Here is a 17,106-nt window from a genome sequence, read left to right as displayed (position 1 = left end):
AGAAGGAAGATACAATGGAACCTATGCTTATACATATCACGCTCGTAGTGGGACTAGGCGTTCTATCTCAGTGGCTGGCTTGGAGATTTAAGTTACCAGCAATTGTCGTGATGTCAATTATCGGACTGCTAACAGGCCCTATTTTAGGTTTAATTGATCCTAAAGCACAGTTTGCCCAGCTTTTTGATCCTTTTGTGTCGATTGCTGTAGCTGTTATTTTATTTGAAGGCAGCTTGAATTTAGACATGAGAGAGGTAAGGGGAATCGAAAAGCCCGTGTTTCGCATTGTGACGCTCGGAGCCATGCTAGCTTGGATTTTAGGCTCTTTAGCTGCTCATTACATAGCGGATTTATCATGGGCGGTGGCAATTGTTATCGGAGGGCTTTTTATTGTGACGGGTCCAACCGTGATTTTACCTCTTTTACGACAAGCTAAATTAAAACCAAAACCAGCAGCGATTTTAAAATGGGAAGGTATTATTGTTGATCCATTTGGTGCACTGCTGGCCGTTTTTTCGTTTGAAATTGTTCAATTTTTAGTGCTGAGAGAAGTGAGTGGAAAAACAATTCTCTTTTTCTTTGCAGCTTCTATCATTGCTGTTTTAATAGGGTGGCTTCTTGGCCGCGGAATAGGATGGATGTTTCAAAAGGGGCATATTCCAGAGTATTTAAAATCTCCGGTCGTATTTATTGTTGTTATTGCCTGCTTTACGATAGCTGATGAAATTAAGCATGAAACGGGTCTTCTAGCAGTAACAGCGATGGGAATTACCCTTGCTAATATGCATATTTCATCTATTAGTGATATGCGACATTTTAAAGAGAATATTTCGGTTCTATTGACTTCTACTATTTTTATCATGTTAACGGCTGGACTGACGATGAAGACCATTACTGAAATTTTTCATTGGAATATTATTTTGTTTGTTTTACTTATGCTGTTTATTGTCAGACCTGTCTCCATCTTTTTATCAACGGTAGGGACAGATTTATCTATAAAAGAAAAAATACTGATTGGCTGGATTGCCCCGCGTGGCATTGTAGCGTTAACGGTCTCAAGCTACTTTGCGAAAGTACTAATTGATGAAGGATTTAAAGATGCTTCCATTCTAACAACGCTGACATTTGCTTTAGTGTTTGCTACGGTTTGTGTACACGGTTTTTCCCTTTCATGGCTAGCTAAGAAGCTTGATTTATCAATTGGGGAAGAACCTGGTATTTTGCTTGTAGGAAGCAATGATTTTACGGTTGCCTTTGCTTCCAAGTTAAAACAGCTGGGCTATCCAGTGTTAGTTGCTGATTCTTCGTGGGAGCGGTTAAGAGTTGCGCGCAGAGCGGAAGTAGATGTGTATCACGGAGAAGTTCTAGCTGAGCAAACGGAATATCATCTAGATTTAACTCCTTATGAATACGTGATTGCTGCAACTGAGTTAGATGCATATAATGCGCTTGTTTGTACTGCTTTTCTTCAAGATATGGGGCGAAACAATGTTTTTCAATTGAGTATTCGTGACCAAGAAGATTCAAGAGAAGATGTCGATGAAATTATGCACACAGTAAGAGGACGCATGCTTTTTAAGAAAGGAATTACGTGGGAGTTTCTGCATCATAAAATGGAGCATGGATATACGATTTACAATACAAAAATTACGGATGAATATACGTATGAAACATATCTTGAGGAGAAAAGCGATGATTCTCTTTTACTAGCAGTGAGCAAGCAAGGAAAGGCACTGAGCTTTTTTGCTCATGATCAAGAAATAAACGTTAATGCGGGTGATACGGTGTTAAGCCTTCAGCCATTAAAAAGATAAAAAAACAGGCCTTCAATGGCCTGTTTTTTATGCTTGTCTTTGTTTAAAATGAATGACGAACAGATAAGCAGCAGCTGCTGCAAAATAGATAGTAACGGCTGGTGCCGTGAAGACATGCCCAGCTACAAAAGCAATTCCAAGAGCTAATACAATTGCTGTACTGTACATCATAAAGCTTTCATCAAGAAGCTGTGATGGTTCTTTAAATAATCGAAGCAACACGGTTAAACCAACTACTAGAAGTGGAAGAACCCATAGTAAAAATCCGATAATACCTAAAGAGAAAAACAGATCATAAAAATCCATTTCAATCATCTTTGGCGGAAGCTGTTTTGTATAGTCACCAGAAAAGCCCATACCTATCATTTTTCGTGCAATAGGTGCTTTTGCATACTCTTCCTTATGATGAGCTAAAAATTGCTCACGGCTGCTTAGAATCAGATTTTGAATATCTTTGTCATCTAAATTTGATTTCTTTTGTTTTTTCTTTTTAGCCGGCTTTTCTTTTTCTTTCTTTTCCGGCTTCTCTTGCTTTGTTTTCTCTTTTTTAGCCTCTAACATATCGATGTGCGTATATGTGTTTTTATAAGCTGGAGAAATCGGAGTGGTTGCTCCGGTTACAATTAAAAGCAGAATTGAGATTACTAAGTTGGCTTTAATTAAGCTGCGTTTATTCGTAAATAATTTTGCAAATAAGACAACTGTTGCTACAACTAAAGAAAGAATAACGGCACCTAAGCCTACTTTCGTTCCAAGCATGATGGATGAAACGGCTAACAAGATAAAAGGAATCCAGTAATAAGCTTTTGAAAACGAACGTACTTTATCTAAAGCTAAAAGCAGTGTGAGAGGAAGCAAAATAGCAATGGTTGCCCCTAGCTCATTCGCTGCATAAAACCAGCCTTTGAATCCAATTTTATTATACTGATAACTCTCTAGTGCTGTACCTGTTAGCATTGTACCGATAAAAACAATACTGATGATGAGTGAAGCAGTCAATAAGTTTTTGCTCAGTATTCTTTTTACATCCAAAGACGATCGATAATGTGAAAACATCACAATCATTCCAAGTAATGTAACGTTCATATAAACAACCTTATTGAAAAATTTAATTTCTTGCCCAATATAATAAGGATCTTTCCATTGATGATTTAAGTAGATATTGAGTCCAAGAAAGAGTGCAAAAACAATAAGGTAGATAATCGAATATCTAGCCCATTTTGATTGTTTGGCAAACACTAAAAGTAGGACACCTGCAAAAATCATATATAGAAAGCGAATAACAACCCCAATTGAGAGACCACTATCCATGTTCAAAACCATGTACGTCGTTAGCATATCAATAATTGGCTGAATTGAAATAAAACCAACGAACAGAAAAAATAACCAGTATGTGTTCTTCATATAGTACTCTCCTGTTTTACGTGAATTAACGTTTTCTTTTAACTAAAAGCATAACACCTTCTACTCTGCATAATAGCGTCGACATTAAGTATACTAAACCACCTGCAAGACAGACAATACCAAATCGTAAGATAACATGTAATGAATTCAAAAATGCGATGTCCTTCAAGAAGAACATGAGGATAGCAACAGGTACGGAAGCTAAAAGAATTTTTCCTGTTTCTTTCACTAGATATCCGTAATGGAAGTGATTGATTTGTTTTGCCAGCATAACGAATACGATGGCCGTATAGAAAAAGGCAACCACTGACATGGAAAGTGCTAATCCTTGGTATCCCATAAATTTAGTGAAAATCATGTTAAAGATGATGTTTAACACAATGGATAATAAGCCTGCTCTCATAATAAGATAACCTTTTTGAAGAGAATAAAATCCTTTTGCAAGAACAGCTTGCAGCGAATAGAAAAACACTGAACCTAGGTAATAATAAGATACATCTGTTGTTTTTAACGTCGAATTTGCGTCAAATGCACCGCGCTGATAAGCAATCATTACAATGTCTTTCATATAAAAGATCATAATAACAATCGTCGGAATCAGCAGCATCAGCATAAACGTAATCCCTTTTTCAATTCCTGATTTAAAGCGTTCTTCATCTTTTTCAGAAATGGCTCTTGCAATCAGCGGATAAATAATAGTTGCGACCGTAACCCCGAATATTGCCTGGGGAATACTTACAAGTCTGAAGGCGTAATTTAAATATGAAATAACACCTTCACCAAAGGAGCCAGCAAAGAAGAAGTTTACAGTTAAATTAATTTGACCGACCATAATGGTCACACCGACAGGGATGAATACTTTATAAAAAGCCACTACTTCATCACGGTCAATTTTTTGCTTCCATAACAGCAGATGCTGCGGTTTAAAATAGACAACTTTAATTAAGAAAGAAGCAATTGTTCCTATAAAATAGCCAAGAGCAATTGCATAGCCGCCCATGATTGAATGTAATAGGATTGTACTTAAAATCGTAAATAGTACAACAACCGTTTGAGAAAACACGGAGAAAGAATATTGACTTCGTGCATCAAATACACCTTCGTATACGGCATTCACTCCAACTAGTGAAAGAGATAAAAAGTACATAACGCCCGTATAAATTCCTAGTTCAATTGCTGCTTTGGAAAAATTAGAGTACGAAGCGGGAAAGTAAAAGAAAGCGGCAATTGATCCGAGAACCGAAATAATGAAACAAATAAGAAAGGTTGATTTAACAATATTAGTCAAATGAACCTTTCCTTTATTTTCTTTTTCATAACGTAAATAACTAGGAATAAACGCATCCTTCATCCCCGTTAACATAAATAAAATAAAAGCGTTTGGAATGATCATTGCTGCGTTGTATGAATCGACAATATAACTTGTACCGAAATAGTTAGCAATAACTAAATCACGAATCATACTAGAAAATTTCAAAAATAATGTTGATATGAGCAGTAAAATGCTCGCGAATTTTAAGTTTTTCATGCGAAACTCCTACCTTTTCAAGTTATCTCATCAACTATTAGCAATAAAGAAGCATCCGACAATTAAAAGAATACAGCCGATAACTTGTTTTGTTGTAACTTTTTCTTTAATTAAAAAGTAACCGAATGTTAATGTCCAAATATACGTAATAGACGTGAGCGGAAATACAATAGAATAAGGTAACAGCGTTAAAACATACACATTAAGCAAAGCTGCCGCCCCGTAAAAAAGGCCGCCACCTACAAAGCAAATAAGCGCTAGCTTTATCTTTTTTTCATTTAAATACGTAGAAATATACTTGAAAAAGACAGCTCCAACTGAACCTAAAAGAGTCATAATAAGTAAAAGCGGGATACTATTCATCTTGACCACCTACTAAAATTACACCTACGATAATAATAAGAGTACCGACCAGCTTCATAGGGCTAATGGTTTCATTTAATAGAAAGAAACCAAGAGCAATGCTGATTACGTATCCTAGGCTTAAAAATGGATGAAGTAAGGAAACTCTTTCAAATTTAAAAGCGGCAATCATAAAAACCGCTCCTAATCCATAAAGAAAAAAACCAATAATTAAATTTAAGTTAAATGAAGCTTCGGACAACTTCCAAAAAAGTTGTCCAACAGCTGTAAACAGGGAAGCCACGATAATGAGTGTGATTCCTAGCTTTTTGTTGTAATTGCTCTCCATCAGGAGGTCACATCCCTTTCTTTCTGATCAAATCGGATAAAAGGAAGACCAATAAAGAAGAAAGACACAAATACGCTTGCTAATAAATATCGGAAATCTTGAGCCGGCAATGCTGCAAGAACAGAAAGCGTGTTAAGAGCCCACGGAATGACGATAATGAGTGACGTAATTCCTCTTCGAATCACTAGCATTAATGAAAATAATAAAATGACACAGTGATAAAAAGCTGGTTTCCATAAGAATGTAAAAACAGGGTGCTTAAAAATAGCTAAGTAAGCATTAGCAGTATGTGTAATAAACGGCTCGATTACTTTATTTTTAAGACCTAAATCATTGCCGTAATAAATGTTGGTTACATACGTATCCGTGTAGCCATCTTTAAAAGGGTTGATTTGCCATACTAAAGCCGTTTGTTTGAGAAAGCCTTCCGTTGCGAGATAAGGATTTTTGATAACAATGCTAGCATAGTTCTTAAAGTAAAGACCTAAATCATTAAAAATAAATTCGCGGTCGTAGTATTTCCACGTGAATTTAATTGGATCACTTTTGTATGGATTATACTTTTCTTTCCACAATTCAATAGGAAGCACTTTATTAAAATATTCGCGCTCTTCTTTTGACATTTCCCCATCATTTGAAATGATATTTGCAATTTGTTGAGTTGGAATAGACAAAGCTTCATTTGGATCTGAAGGTTTTACATCAAGCCACGTGAACACAGGGCCTGTAACAATCTTTTGTAAAATAAAGACGACTAAGAAAATCGTGACAAGAGGTTTCCAATTTTTTCTGAACAAGACGATCATTAAAAGGAAAGTCAAAACAAATACAGGAAAACCATTATGTCTAAAGAAAGCTACTCCAAATGCCGAAAGTAAAAGTAAGAAAAAGCTCGCTTTACTTTTAACCCAAGCACCTTTTGACAGATAAATTTTTGCAATGTTCACCGTAAAAAACAGCAGAAAAGCACTGTATAAAATGTCTTTCCAAATAATAATTGAAAAGATTAAAAAGCTTGGAATAATGACAATAATAGCTGTTAAAAGTCCAATCATAACAGGATGTGCTTTGCGTTTAATGAAAAAGTCAAACGTATAGGCGTATATGCTCACTACAACAACAATTTGTGTGAACGCTACAATGCCTGGATTATCCCATATTTTTGTCAGCAGCATAATGAGCCACGTAATCATAATAGGGTGCCAATCGTTAAATTCTCCGTTATGTGCCTGTCTCCACTGTGCTAATGAATCGGGAGTCATGGCCGCTGGGAAAAAGGCGAACCAGTAGTATAGACTAACAGCTAAAATAAGAATCGCAACAATTCCTAGGTAACGCTTTGGGTATGCAAATGTATAGTGAAAATCGTTTATCTGTTTGATAGCGCTGAGTACAGCGGCCGTCAGCAGCATTGCTAATAAAGTACGGCTGATGGCATACAAAACGAGTGAAAAAATAGTTGAGCTCGTCATATGTAAGTTATCTAAAAATGAAAACTGTACGATAAACGAAAAAACAATCAGCAATAGCCATTCTAGCGGTTTAAATGAAGCATAAGCTCTATTTTTATAAATAAAAATAGAGCTTATGATGGTAAATACAAGTGCAGCAAAAAGGGAAAGATAGTGAACACCGTCTGGATTACCAATACTTAAACCGATAAGAATAATTAAAGCCGTTACTGTAAGCAGTAAAATACTTTTTTTATTCTTCATCATTGTTATTCTCCTACTTGTTCAATCTGTTCAATTTTTTTATTTAGTTCTAATTCATATTGCTTGCGATTTAATGAAGCAATTGTATCTAGAATTAATCCACAGACGAAAGATAAAACACCTAACACCATCAATCCAGTTGCTAAGATAGATGACGGTACTTTGGTAATAAAGCCTGTATCAAAAAATTCATAAAGTACCGGAGCACCAACAGCTAATCCTGCGACAATAAACAACACTGTCCAAATGGAGAAGAACTGAAGCGGCTTGTACTCTTTAAATAACGTAAAAATCATTCGTAACACTTTAAATCCATCAGAGAACGTATTAAGTTTCGATTCGCTGCCTTCAGGTCGATCGCGATAATCGATCGCGATTTCTTTGAGGCGGAAGCGTTTATCTAACGCGTGAAGACTCATCTCTGTTTCAATTTCAAATCCTGGGCTCATCACCGGTATTGATTTTACAAATAATTTATCGTAAGCACGATAACCTGTCATGATATCTTTAATGTTACTTTTGTACAGGCCATTAATTAAAGAACGTACCAAGTTGTTACCAAAATTATGGAAAGCACGTTTGTTTTCTTCGAGATACGTTCCGTTTGATAAACGATCTCCAATGACCATGTTAGCTTCTCGATTTCTAATAGGCTCAATTAATTGATGAACAAATTCTGCAGGATACGTATCATCCCCATCTACCATGACATAACAATCTGCATCAATTTCTTGAAACATCGAACGTACAACGTTTCCTTTTCCTTGCTTGAATTCTTTTTTGACGATTGCCCCGTGTTCAAGTGCAATTTCACTTGTGCGATCTTTTGAGTTGTTATCGTACACATAAATATCTGCACTAGGCAGTTCGCGTTTGAAATCGTCAATTACTTTTCCAATTGTTACTTCCTCGTTATAACAAGGAATTAAAACTGCGACTTTCATTTTTCCACCTCATCAAAAAAAATTGTTGGGAGTTGTTCAGCAATTACATCTACTGTGTAGCGGTTTGCTGTTTGTAACGCCTGTTGAGACATTTGCTGTTTCACATCTTCAGGAAGATTAATAAAAGCCTGTAGCTGTGAAGCTAGTTCGTCTACATTTTTAGGCTCAAAGAATAGACCATTCTTTCCGTCTATAATGTAATCTTTTAGACCACCAATCTGACTCCCAATTACGGGTGCTCCGCAAGCCATAGCTTCGAGGCCGACTAAGCCCAAACTTTCTCCTTTTCTTACGGTCGGAAACACGAATGCTTCAATCGCATTATATACGTAAGCAAGAGAGGACTGAGGAAGGAGAGGGAAATGGATGACTTTTTCCTCTAGGCCCAGAGTCTTGATCATTTCCTTAAATGCCGCTTCATCTTTTCCGCTTCCAACGTATAGGTATTTGTAAGAAGTGGGCATTTGTTGTTCAGCTTTTGCAATTGCTTGCAGGTAGTATTCCCATCCTTTACCCACATCAATGCGGCTTACACATCCAAGATAACGGATAGTAGGGTCCAAGTTTAGTTCTTGATAAGCTTTGCTTTTATCTGCATAAGGGTGAAACAGATCTTTATTCACTCCTCCGCTTGGAAAAATATAGATTGGGTTATGAACCTCATATTTCTCTTCAACGAGCCCTTTATAATAAGGAGAAGGAGTAATAATTTTAGTAGAATGTTGCAATAAGTCATTTACTCTAGGCTGATACTTTTCCTGTGAAGGTACTTCAGGTACAACGTCTGAACCATGAACGTTTGTCACAATCCTCACATTCTTCTTTAGCTTTTTAAGAATCAGCAGCGGAAGAGCATTATGAGATGCATAATGTACGTAAAGGTAGTCGTAGTTTTTTGTCAAGCCCGTCAAGACGACATTAGCATAATGAGAAGCATAGCTAAAAAGCTTGCTTAATTTGCTTGTCTTTTTTTGCATGACAATTTTATCAACTTGAATACCATGTTGAACTAAAATTTTTTCAGTGTTTTGAACAAATACACCATAGCTCGGGAATTGTTCCGAAGGATACATATTTGAAATCAACAAAATTTTCATGATTGTTTCACACCTATTTTTCTTTATTAGTTTATGATAATGACAACGGGTGTTCATTTAAATAGAGCTTACATGTATCATCTTACTATTAAGTTGAGCGATTTCATTGATAAACATGCAAAAATGGGTTGCATATCGCCAACATCACAATATTATAGCACACCTACTTTTTAAAATGCGAAAGTTTATCGGACACTTCTAAAACGATAGATAAAGCAGTAAAGAAGATGGTTTCCACATCATCATAATCACACGAAAAAAAGCGAACGCTATTCGTTCGCTTTATGTCACTTATTTCACTTCAACGCTTACCCCAAAATGGTCGGAAACAACAGGATAATGTATGCCGTTAAACACCACAGTTGATGACTGAATATCCTGCGCATGACTCGATAGAATTAAATCAAGGCGCAGTGCCCGTTCATTATCATCCCATCCAGCAATGTTACCTTTAACTGTAATACCGCTATCTTTTTTATTCGATAGAGTATACGTATCATAGAGGCCTTGGCTCAACAGGTAGTCGTAACCTTCATTTCGGCTATGAGCGTCATTATTAAAGTCTCCAAGTAGGAAAAATGGGTTATCTTTGTGTACATGAGCTAGCAGTGTATCAACTTGCTGCTTGAACGGCTCTTCCTCGTCATCCCACCAGCCAAGATGACAAGAATAAAACGTAAGAAGCTCTTTTTCATATTCGATTGTGGCTCCAACAATTCTTCTCGTTTTCCAGTAGTCAATATTTGACGTTTGTGACACGAAAAATGAATGCTCTTCAATAATCGGGTGTTTCGTTAAAATGGAAATTCCTTCTTCATACACTTCATAGCCTATATGAGATAAATCCCATACCAATTGATAGTCTTCACCTTGCTTACCCAGTTCTTTTGCTAAAAGCCAAGCGTAATTATCGCTGCGAATGTAGTCATATACATAAGGTGCGTCTACTTTTTGGCTTACTTCCTGTAAAGCAATGACATCATATTTTTCTTTTTTAATTACTTCAGCTAGACAAGATAACTTGTCTAGCTGATTTTCCTCTTGCCAAGAGTGGCAATTTAACGTTAATAGCTTCATTATGTTAAGCTCCTAACAAATCTTGAATGTCGGATTTCAAAACATCCGCTTTAGGTCCATAAATAGCTTGTACCCCTTTATCTTTCAAGATTAAACCAAGGGCTCCGTTTTGTTTCCACTCACTTTCTCCTGCAACGGCATGTATATCTTTTACCGTTACACGTAAGCGAGTCATACAAGCATCAACATCTTCAATATTGTTTTCTCCGCCAAGCAGTCCAATAATGACTGGTGCAAGCGAATCATTTTTCACCTGCTTGCTGCTTGTTGCAGTTGTTTCTTCATCAATATAGTTTCCGTTACGTCCCGGCGTTGGGAAGTTAAAACGTTTAATTAAGAAGTTTGCCACTCCAAAATTTAAGCCAAAGAATACAAGGCAGGCAATGACAAAGTTCATTAAGTCAGCCCACAGTCCGGCTTTAATAATCATTGGTGTACGTGTTAATAGTTCAATTACGCCAAATGAGTGTACGCGAACATGAACAATATCAACAATGGCAAAAGCCAGTCCCGTCATAATTGCATATACGACATATAAAAGAGGTGCTGCGAACATGAACATAAATTCGATTGGTTCTGTTACGCCTGTTAAGAAAACAGCTAGTCCAGCTGAAAGGAACATTGAACGATATTTTGAACGTTTGTCAGGATCTACGTTACGATACATTGCTAAAGCGATTCCAATTAGCGACGCACAAGACAAAATCATCTGTCCTACTTTAAAGCGTGCAGGTGTAACGTCATGTAATAACTGCTTGTAGCTTTCCATATCTCCTGCAGCGCGGAAGTTATTTAAATCTGCAATCCAAGCAAGCCATAAAGGATCTTGACCGGCAACCGTGGAACCTGCTCCAGAACCTGTTAAAATTTTGTACGTTCCGCCTAGCTCCGTGTAGTTCATAGGAACTGTCAGCATATGATGAAGACCAAACGGAAGAAGGAGACGCTCTAATGCTCCGAAAATAAATGGTGCGAGAATAGGAGCTGTGTCTCTAGATGTTGCAATCCACTGTCCGAAGCTGTTTAATGAACCTTGGATAAACGGCCATACAATGGATAAAAGCAGTGCCGTTACAACTGAACCACCGATGACAACAAATGGTACGAAGCGCTTACCGTTAAAAAACGAAAGGGCTTCAGGCAATTTATCATAGTTGTAATATTTATTGAATAAATTCGCTCCTAAAAACCCGGCGATAATTCCTACGAACACTCCCATGTTAAGAGCGGGAGATCCTAAAATAGATGTGAAGTAGTCTTTTACAACTAATTCTTGTCCAAATAGTGAGTGAACCGTTGCTTTTGAATCTGAGAGCATTTCTGCTTTAACTCCGAAAATGGCGCCTGTAATTCGATTAATAAGAATGAATGCGATGAGTGCAGCAAATGCACCTCCAGCACGTTCTTTTGCCCAAGAGCCCCCGATGGCAACAGCGAACAAAATGTGAAGATTTGTGATGATACCCCAGCCTATGTCTTCCATCACGCGTGCAATTGTTTGTACAGCAGTGATGTCTCCCCCAGTCATTGCAACTAGTTTTCCAAGTGAAATCATAATACCAGCTGCGGGCATAACCGCTACTACTACTAATAAAGCCTTACCAAATTTCTGCCAAAAATCAAATGAAAAGAACTTCTTCATAGTTTTTCCCCTTCCCCTATGTATGGGTTTTCATTTTATTTTTTGATAAACTATATTTAAAAGATAGTGCAACCGTTTGCATAACCCTATTGTAATAAAAGGGCTTTCATAATGCAAGACTGTAATTTCTCTTTTTTGAAAAATTTATTCATGAATTATAAATGATGAAAAAATTTTTATGATAAAGTGAACAATATCAACGGTATTTTAACACGATAGAATGTAATCAAAGCATTCAAGTAATGGCATAAAGACAAGTGCAGAGGAGGATAATATGAAAAAAGAAGATCTACAAGCGATTATTTTTGATTTAGACGGTGTTATTGCAGATACGGTACATTTATATTATAGAGCAAATAAAAAAGTAGCAGATCAACTTAACGTTTCATTTTCTGAAGAACTGAATCAGCAGCTGCAGGGGATCAGCCGAGTGAAAACTGTAGAGCTCATTGCTGCACAAGGCAACGTGCGTCTCACAGTGGAAAAAAAAGAACAGCTTGCTGATGAAAAGAATAAGTATTATCAAGCATTAATAAAGGAAATGACAAAGAATCACTTACTTCCAGGAATACAATTGTTGTTAGAGGATTGTAAAAAACAAGGTATTAAAATGGCGATTGCTTCTTCTAGTTCAAATGCAAATACTGTAGTGGATGCGTTAGGAATACGTTCTTTTTTTGATTGCATTGTGGATGTGAGAAAAATAAAGAAGGGAAAACCAGATCCAGAAATATTTTTGACAGCTGCCGATCAATTACAAGTAAAACCCTATGCATGTGTGGCCATAGAAGATGGAGAGGCCGGTATAAAAGCTATTAATCAAACAGATATGGTTTCTATCGGCGTTGGTAAGCATCTGAAGGAAAAGGATGTGAATTTTCACGTATATTCCACAGCTGATTTGCATTTAAAGACGATTAAAGAGGTTTTCGAAAAAGCAAGAAAAGGAACAGATTATAACAGCGCGTATACAAAAAATTAGTAAATCTTTTACATGCAAGTAGCAAAGCGTAAAAAAACATATGCTAAAATAAAATAAGAGAGCAAAGATACATAGGAAGGGGTACATCATGATTAAATGTATTGCGATCGATATGGATGGAACTTTAGTAAATAGTGAACAAGTTGTAAGTAAAGAAAATGCCCAAGCGATTAAGACAGCTCAAAAGGCAGGGGTGGAAGTTGTTGTTGCTACGGGACGTTCTTATGAAGAGGCCCGTTATGTTTTAGAAGAAGCAGGACTTCATACATATTTAATTTGTGCAAACGGAGCAGAGCTTCGGAACCCACAAGGGGAAAAACAATATTCAGTAGGCATGACGATGGAATCTATTCGCGAAGTAGAGGATATTTTTAAGAAGTTTCAGTTGTACTTTGAAGTCTATACAAGTGAAGGTACGTATTCAAATGACTATGAAAAAGCTTTGTCGGTATTAATGGATATTTATTTAAGCGCCAGCTTAAAAGATAATTATGAAAAATCGTTAGAAGCGGCAAAAGAGCGTTTCAATAGCGGCAGAGTAAAACTTATTGAAGAGTATGAAGGGTTGTTTCAAGATCCAAATAAGGACATTTATAAGCTGCTTGCTTTCTCTTTTGACGAAGAAAAGTTAGAACAGGCAAAAATAGAACTTGTGAAGTTAGATTCTATTGCAGTCAGTGCATCTGGTAAAGAAAATATTGAAATAAATGATGAAAATGCTCAAAAAGGAATTGCAGTTACATCATTTGTTCAAGAACGCCATATTTCTTTAGAAGAAACGATGGCCATTGGAGACAATTATAACGACGTGTCGATGTTTCAGCGAGTTGGACGTGCCGTAGCGATGGGGAATGCCCCTCAAGAAATTAAAGAGTTTGCCCATATCGTAACAGGGACAAATGACGAGCACGGCGTAGCTCAGGCTATTTTAAATGCGCTTGAAACAGTCAAACAATAAGCAAACTAAAAAGCATGCCTAAAGGCCATGCTTTTAGTTTGTTACTTTTTCTTTTGCACGACGGTATGCACCGTGATTTGTTGGTCCGACATATTGATTTAAAGCAAATGAATGGCGAATTGCTTCTGTAATAAATTCTTTTGCTGTATAAATAGCTTGTTTGACGTCACTGCCTTTTGCCAATTCAGCAGCAATCGCAGCTGAGTATGTGCATCCAGCACCGTGTGTGAATGTCGTTTCAATACGTTCAGACTCTAAGATCTCAAATGTCTTTCCATCATAAAGCAAATCGATTGCTTTTTCATGCGCTAATTTACTTCCGCCTTTAATCAATACATATTTGGCACCAAGTTCAGAAATTTTCACGGCTGCTTCTTTCATTTGATCAACCGTTTTGATAGGGCCAAGTCCGCTTAATTGACTAGCTTCAAATAAGTTAGGCGTTACGACTGTTGCTTTTGGAACTAGTACATCGCGCAAGCTGACAGTTGTTTCCGGGTGAAGCGCTTCGTCTTCTCCTTTACATACCATCACAGGATCGACTACAACATTTTTTAAATCGTATTCTTCAATTGTTTTTGCGGCTAGTTCAATAATTTCCACTGAGCCAAGCATACCCGTTTTTAGAGCTTGTACGCCTACGCCTTTTACGATTGTTTTCAGCTGCTGTTCAACAGTTGAAACTTCTTGTGGAAATACGTTATGAGACCAGCCGTTATCCGGATCCATTGTTACAATTGTTGTTAAAGCTGTCATTCCGTAAACACCAAGTTCTTGGAATGTTTTTAAATCCGCTTGAATGCCAGCTCCGCCGCTGCTGTCAGAACCCGCAATGGTTAATGCTTTATTCATTGTCATAAAAAATCCTCCCGTATTTTAAGTTCATAGAGAAAATAGAGTAAAACTTCCACCGGTCGGTTTTTAGCTGCCCAATGTGTTTTAGATAAATTTCTTCCATTCACTTTTCACTTTTTCTTTTATTTTATCGCTTTTAATGTAGATATTCAATTTCTAAAAACTGTATGAATCCTAAGTGTATACTTTTGTCTTAGCCTCTTTTACCTTATGGTACAAGCACTCTTTCTTTTCATGAATAAAATAAAGAGAAACTTAAGAAAGGGTGATTCACATAAAAAAACATTCTAATCATGACAGTTATAAAGACGATTCGTATGCTTTCAATAAATCACAACCTCGCAAAAAAAACCACAAAGATTATTATATGAATTCAAATTTAACAAATGATCACTTCAGAACTGTTAAGGCAGGCACTTTAAATGTTTGTATAATTGTATTACCAGGAGCTAAAGTTGATCGAAACTCCACAGATAATCAGTCTATAGTTCCCAATCGTGTAAAAAGAGACATAGCCGCTGCTAATAAAATATGGAAACAATATGAGAAAAACCGATTAATCCAAGGTGTTACATTTACTATTACACGTTCAGTTGTTTTTTTGGAAAACATCAGTGGCATTGTTAGTAATGCGGAAAATTTTCCAATTGGAGGGGCTAGTCATCTTACAATGGTACAAGCAATGCTTAAAACTGGCCGAAAGGTTTGTCAAAATGCTGATGTGTATGTATTTTACATGAATGGAAATAGATTTGGGCCTGTTAATTTTGACTATTCATCTACTCTCGCTGTAACTTATAACTCTTTTCCGCTTATTATTATGACAAATGCAAGTACAGATGAGTATCTTCTCGCACATGAATTGGGTCATTTTATGTTTATTACGAATCGATTTAACGATACGGATGATCCAGAACCTTTTCATGAACTAGATGGAAATCATAATAAAACGCCTAGTAACCTTATGTTTCCTACTCCTGAATTCTGGCCAATAGTACCGGAGATTACCAGTGAACAGATACACAAAGCTTTAAATAGTCGTGTTTTTTACCGCTGATTGTTGTTCATTCAAAATAAAAACGCCCTTAACAGCGGGTTAAGGACGTTTTTCACTATTTATTAGATAGAAGCTAATTCTTTTTCAAGAGCTACGTCTACTGATACATAATCATAACCTAAATCATGTGCAACTGCTTCGTACGTAATGGCTCCGTTTGCAACGTTCACTCCTAATTTTAACGCTTCGTTTTGAGCGATTGCTTTGTGAACACCTTTAGAAGCAATTTGAAGTGCGTAAGGTACGGTTACATTTGTTAAAGCAATTGTTGATGTGCGAGGAACTGCTCCCGGCATGTTTGCAACCGCATAGTGTACAACCCCGTGCTTTTCATAAGTCGGCTGATCGTGTGTTGTAATGTGGTCGATTGTTTCAACAATACCACCTTGGTCGATTGCTACGTCAACAATAACAGAACCTGGCTTCATTGTTTTTACCATTTCTTCCGTTACTAGTTTTGGAGCTTTTGCACCTGGGATTAATACTGCGCCAATCACTAAATCTGACTCTGCTACTGCATCCGCAATATTGTAAGGGTTTGACACTAGCGTATTGATTTGGTTGCCAAAGATATCGTCTAATTGACGTAATCGTTCAGGACTTAAATCAATAATTGTTACATCAGCACCGAGACCGATTGCGATTTTTGCAGCATTTGTACCAACACCGCCGCCTCCGATAATCGTTACTTTTCCGCGGCTAACTCCAGGAACACCCGCTAATAAAATTCCTTTTCCACCGTTTGATTTTTGAAGGAATTGTGCACCGATTTGAGCAGCCATACGTCCTGCTACTTCACTCATAGGTGTTAATAGAGGCAATGTACGATTTACTGCTACTGTTTCATAAGCAATGGCTGTTACGCCGCTATCTTTTAATGCTTTTGCTAGTGCTGGTTCAGCTGCTAAGTGAAGGTATGTGAATAAGATAAGACCTGGTCTAAAATAGCCGTATTCACTGGCTAGTGGTTCTTTTACTTTCATAACCATTTCAGCTTGTGCCCAAACGTCAGCTGCTGTCTCAACAATTTCAGCTCCAGCTTTTACATAATCTTCGTTTGTGAAGTTACTTCCAATACCCGCTTCATTTTCAATTAATACACGATGACCTGTACCAACAAATGATGCTACGCCTGCTGGTGTAATCGCTACTCGGTTTTCGTTGTTTTTGATTTCTTTTGGTACGCCAATAATCATGATTAATTTCCCCCTTGGTCGTTTGTGTACCTTTAGTATAAAGAAAGTTTTGTGAAATTTCTTTGTCTAGAAAGAAGAATCGAAGAAGTGGTTTTTGTTTAAACACACAAATGTAAACGCTTACTTATCAGAATTTTTAATTTTTA

15 protein-coding genes are annotated in these 17,106 nt (G+C 37.0%); 4 read left to right on the top strand and 11 right to left on the bottom strand.

The window, feature by feature from the left end; all coding sequences use genetic code 11:
• The first annotated feature begins 14 nt into the window (after window positions 1-14).
• A complete protein-coding gene (locus LJC66_RS26430) occupies window positions 15-1,814 on the top strand; it encodes a cation:proton antiporter (RefSeq protein ID WP_230933826.1) in 1,800 nt (599 codons plus the stop codon).
• Between the two features lie 27 nt (window positions 1,815-1,841).
• On the opposite strand, the gene LJC66_RS26425 is transcribed toward LJC66_RS26430, so the two are convergent.
• The 9 genes from LJC66_RS26425 to LJC66_RS26385 all read right to left on the bottom strand — a co-directional run bounded on the left by LJC66_RS26425 (window position 1,842) and on the right by LJC66_RS26385 (window position 11,912).
• Entirely contained in the window at window positions 1,842-3,218 is a 1,377-nt protein-coding gene (locus LJC66_RS26425) for an O-antigen ligase family protein (protein WP_195695654.1), read from the bottom strand.
• Window positions 3,219-3,243: 25 nt separating this feature from the next.
• Window positions 3,244-4,746 (bottom strand): murein biosynthesis integral membrane protein MurJ, encoded by a 1,503-nt coding sequence (gene murJ, locus LJC66_RS26420; protein WP_050690824.1) that lies wholly within the window; start codon window positions 4,744-4,746, stop codon window positions 3,244-3,246.
• A 30-nt stretch (window positions 4,747-4,776) separates the two neighbouring features.
• Window positions 4,777-5,109, bottom strand: coding sequence for an EamA family transporter (locus LJC66_RS26415; RefSeq protein WP_016765961.1), 333 nt, complete (start codon window positions 5,107-5,109; stop codon window positions 4,777-4,779).
• Entirely contained in the window at window positions 5,102-5,437 is a 336-nt protein-coding gene (locus LJC66_RS26410) for an EamA family transporter (protein ID WP_013059873.1), read from the bottom strand. Before LJC66_RS26410 ends, LJC66_RS26415 begins: the two co-directional genes overlap by 8 nt.
• Window positions 5,437-7,155 carry a DUF6020 family protein gene (locus LJC66_RS26405; RefSeq protein ID WP_230933825.1) on the bottom strand — a complete coding sequence of 573 codons (1,719 nt, stop codon included), beginning with the start codon at window positions 7,153-7,155 and terminating at the stop codon, window positions 5,437-5,439. Before LJC66_RS26405 ends, LJC66_RS26410 begins: the two co-directional genes overlap by 1 nt.
• 2 nt (window positions 7,156-7,157) lie before the next feature.
• Complete coding sequence (locus tag LJC66_RS26400; protein WP_013059871.1) at window positions 7,158-8,096, bottom strand: glycosyltransferase family 2 protein; 939 nt, start codon at window positions 8,094-8,096, stop codon at window positions 7,158-7,160.
• On the bottom strand, window positions 8,093-9,193 hold the full coding sequence (locus tag LJC66_RS26395) for a glycosyltransferase family 4 protein (protein WP_230933824.1): 1,101 nt from the start codon (window positions 9,191-9,193) through the stop codon (window positions 8,093-8,095). The genes LJC66_RS26400 and LJC66_RS26395 overlap by 4 nt, the downstream gene beginning before the upstream one ends.
• Before the next feature lie 291 nt (window positions 9,194-9,484).
• A complete protein-coding gene (locus LJC66_RS26390) occupies window positions 9,485-10,270 on the bottom strand; it encodes an endonuclease/exonuclease/phosphatase family protein (protein ID WP_230933823.1) in 786 nt (261 codons plus the stop codon).
• Window positions 10,271-10,274: 4 nt separating this feature from the next.
• Window positions 10,275-11,912: a PTS transporter subunit IIBC gene (locus LJC66_RS26385; RefSeq protein WP_195695658.1), complete on the bottom strand. Its 1,638-nt coding sequence runs from the start codon at window positions 11,910-11,912 to the stop codon at window positions 10,275-10,277.
• Window positions 11,913-12,186: 274 nt separating this feature from the next.
• Between LJC66_RS26385 and pgmB the strand changes: the two genes are divergently transcribed.
• Complete coding sequence (gene pgmB / locus LJC66_RS26380; protein ID WP_195695659.1) at window positions 12,187-12,894, top strand: beta-phosphoglucomutase; 708 nt, start codon at window positions 12,187-12,189, stop codon at window positions 12,892-12,894.
• Window positions 12,895-12,982: 88 nt separating this feature from the next.
• Window positions 12,983-13,852 (top strand): Cof-type HAD-IIB family hydrolase, encoded by an 870-nt coding sequence (locus tag LJC66_RS26375; RefSeq protein WP_230933822.1) that lies wholly within the window; start codon window positions 12,983-12,985, stop codon window positions 13,850-13,852.
• A gap of 33 nt (window positions 13,853-13,885) precedes the next feature.
• On the opposite strand, the gene pdxK is transcribed toward LJC66_RS26375, so the two are convergent.
• Window positions 13,886-14,710: a pyridoxine/pyridoxal/pyridoxamine kinase gene (gene pdxK / locus LJC66_RS26370; protein ID WP_230933821.1), complete on the bottom strand. Its 825-nt coding sequence runs from the start codon at window positions 14,708-14,710 to the stop codon at window positions 13,886-13,888.
• Window positions 14,711-14,972: 262 nt separating this feature from the next.
• Between pdxK and LJC66_RS26365 the strand changes: the two genes are divergently transcribed.
• On the top strand, window positions 14,973-15,764 hold the full coding sequence (locus LJC66_RS26365) for a hypothetical protein (RefSeq protein ID WP_230933820.1): 792 nt from the start codon (window positions 14,973-14,975) through the stop codon (window positions 15,762-15,764).
• 62 nt (window positions 15,765-15,826) lie between these two features.
• Here LJC66_RS26365 and ald read toward each other — a convergent pair whose 3' ends face one another.
• Window positions 15,827-16,960 (bottom strand): alanine dehydrogenase, encoded by a 1,134-nt coding sequence (ald, locus tag LJC66_RS26360; RefSeq protein ID WP_013059863.1) that lies wholly within the window; start codon window positions 16,958-16,960, stop codon window positions 15,827-15,829.
• Window positions 16,961-17,106 lie beyond the last annotated feature (146 nt).

The sequence above is a fragment of the Priestia sp. TSO9 genome (genome assembly GCF_021029645.1).
Classification (GTDB): domain Bacteria; phylum Bacillota; class Bacilli; order Bacillales; family Bacillaceae_H; genus Priestia; species Priestia megaterium_E.
This window is presented reverse-complemented; position numbering and strand designations above follow the sequence as displayed.

Excerpts from the sequence above, each read along its gene's own strand:
- LJC66_RS26430 (WP_230933826.1), top strand. The coding sequence starts at position 15 with ATGGAACCTATGCTTATACATATCACGCTCGTAGTGGGACTAGGCGTT.
- LJC66_RS26425 (WP_195695654.1), bottom strand. The coding sequence starts at position 3,218 with ATGAAGAACACATACTGGTTATTTTTTCTGTTCGTTGGTTTTATTTCA.
- murJ (WP_050690824.1), bottom strand. The coding sequence starts at position 4,746 with ATGAAAAACTTAAAATTCGCGAGCATTTTACTGCTCATATCAACATTA.
- LJC66_RS26415 (WP_016765961.1), bottom strand. The coding sequence starts at position 5,109 with ATGAATAGTATCCCGCTTTTACTTATTATGACTCTTTTAGGTTCAGTT.
- LJC66_RS26410 (WP_013059873.1), bottom strand. The coding sequence starts at position 5,437 with ATGGAGAGCAATTACAACAAAAAGCTAGGAATCACACTCATTATCGTG.
- LJC66_RS26405 (WP_230933825.1), bottom strand. The coding sequence starts at position 7,155 with ATGATGAAGAATAAAAAAAGTATTTTACTGCTTACAGTAACGGCTTTA.
- LJC66_RS26400 (WP_013059871.1), bottom strand. The coding sequence starts at position 8,096 with ATGAAAGTCGCAGTTTTAATTCCTTGTTATAACGAGGAAGTAACAATT.
- LJC66_RS26395 (WP_230933824.1), bottom strand. The coding sequence starts at position 9,193 with ATGAAAATTTTGTTGATTTCAAATATGTATCCTTCGGAACAATTCCCG.
- LJC66_RS26390 (WP_230933823.1), bottom strand. The coding sequence starts at position 10,270 with ATGAAGCTATTAACGTTAAATTGCCACTCTTGGCAAGAGGAAAATCAG.
- LJC66_RS26385 (WP_195695658.1), bottom strand. The coding sequence starts at position 11,912 with ATGAAGAAGTTCTTTTCATTTGATTTTTGGCAGAAATTTGGTAAGGCT.
- pgmB (WP_195695659.1), top strand. The coding sequence starts at position 12,187 with ATGAAAAAAGAAGATCTACAAGCGATTATTTTTGATTTAGACGGTGTT.
- LJC66_RS26375 (WP_230933822.1), top strand. The coding sequence starts at position 12,983 with ATGATTAAATGTATTGCGATCGATATGGATGGAACTTTAGTAAATAGT.
- pdxK (WP_230933821.1), bottom strand. The coding sequence starts at position 14,710 with ATGACAATGAATAAAGCATTAACCATTGCGGGTTCTGACAGCAGCGGC.
- ald (WP_013059863.1), bottom strand. The coding sequence starts at position 16,960 with ATGATTATTGGCGTACCAAAAGAAATCAAAAACAACGAAAACCGAGTA.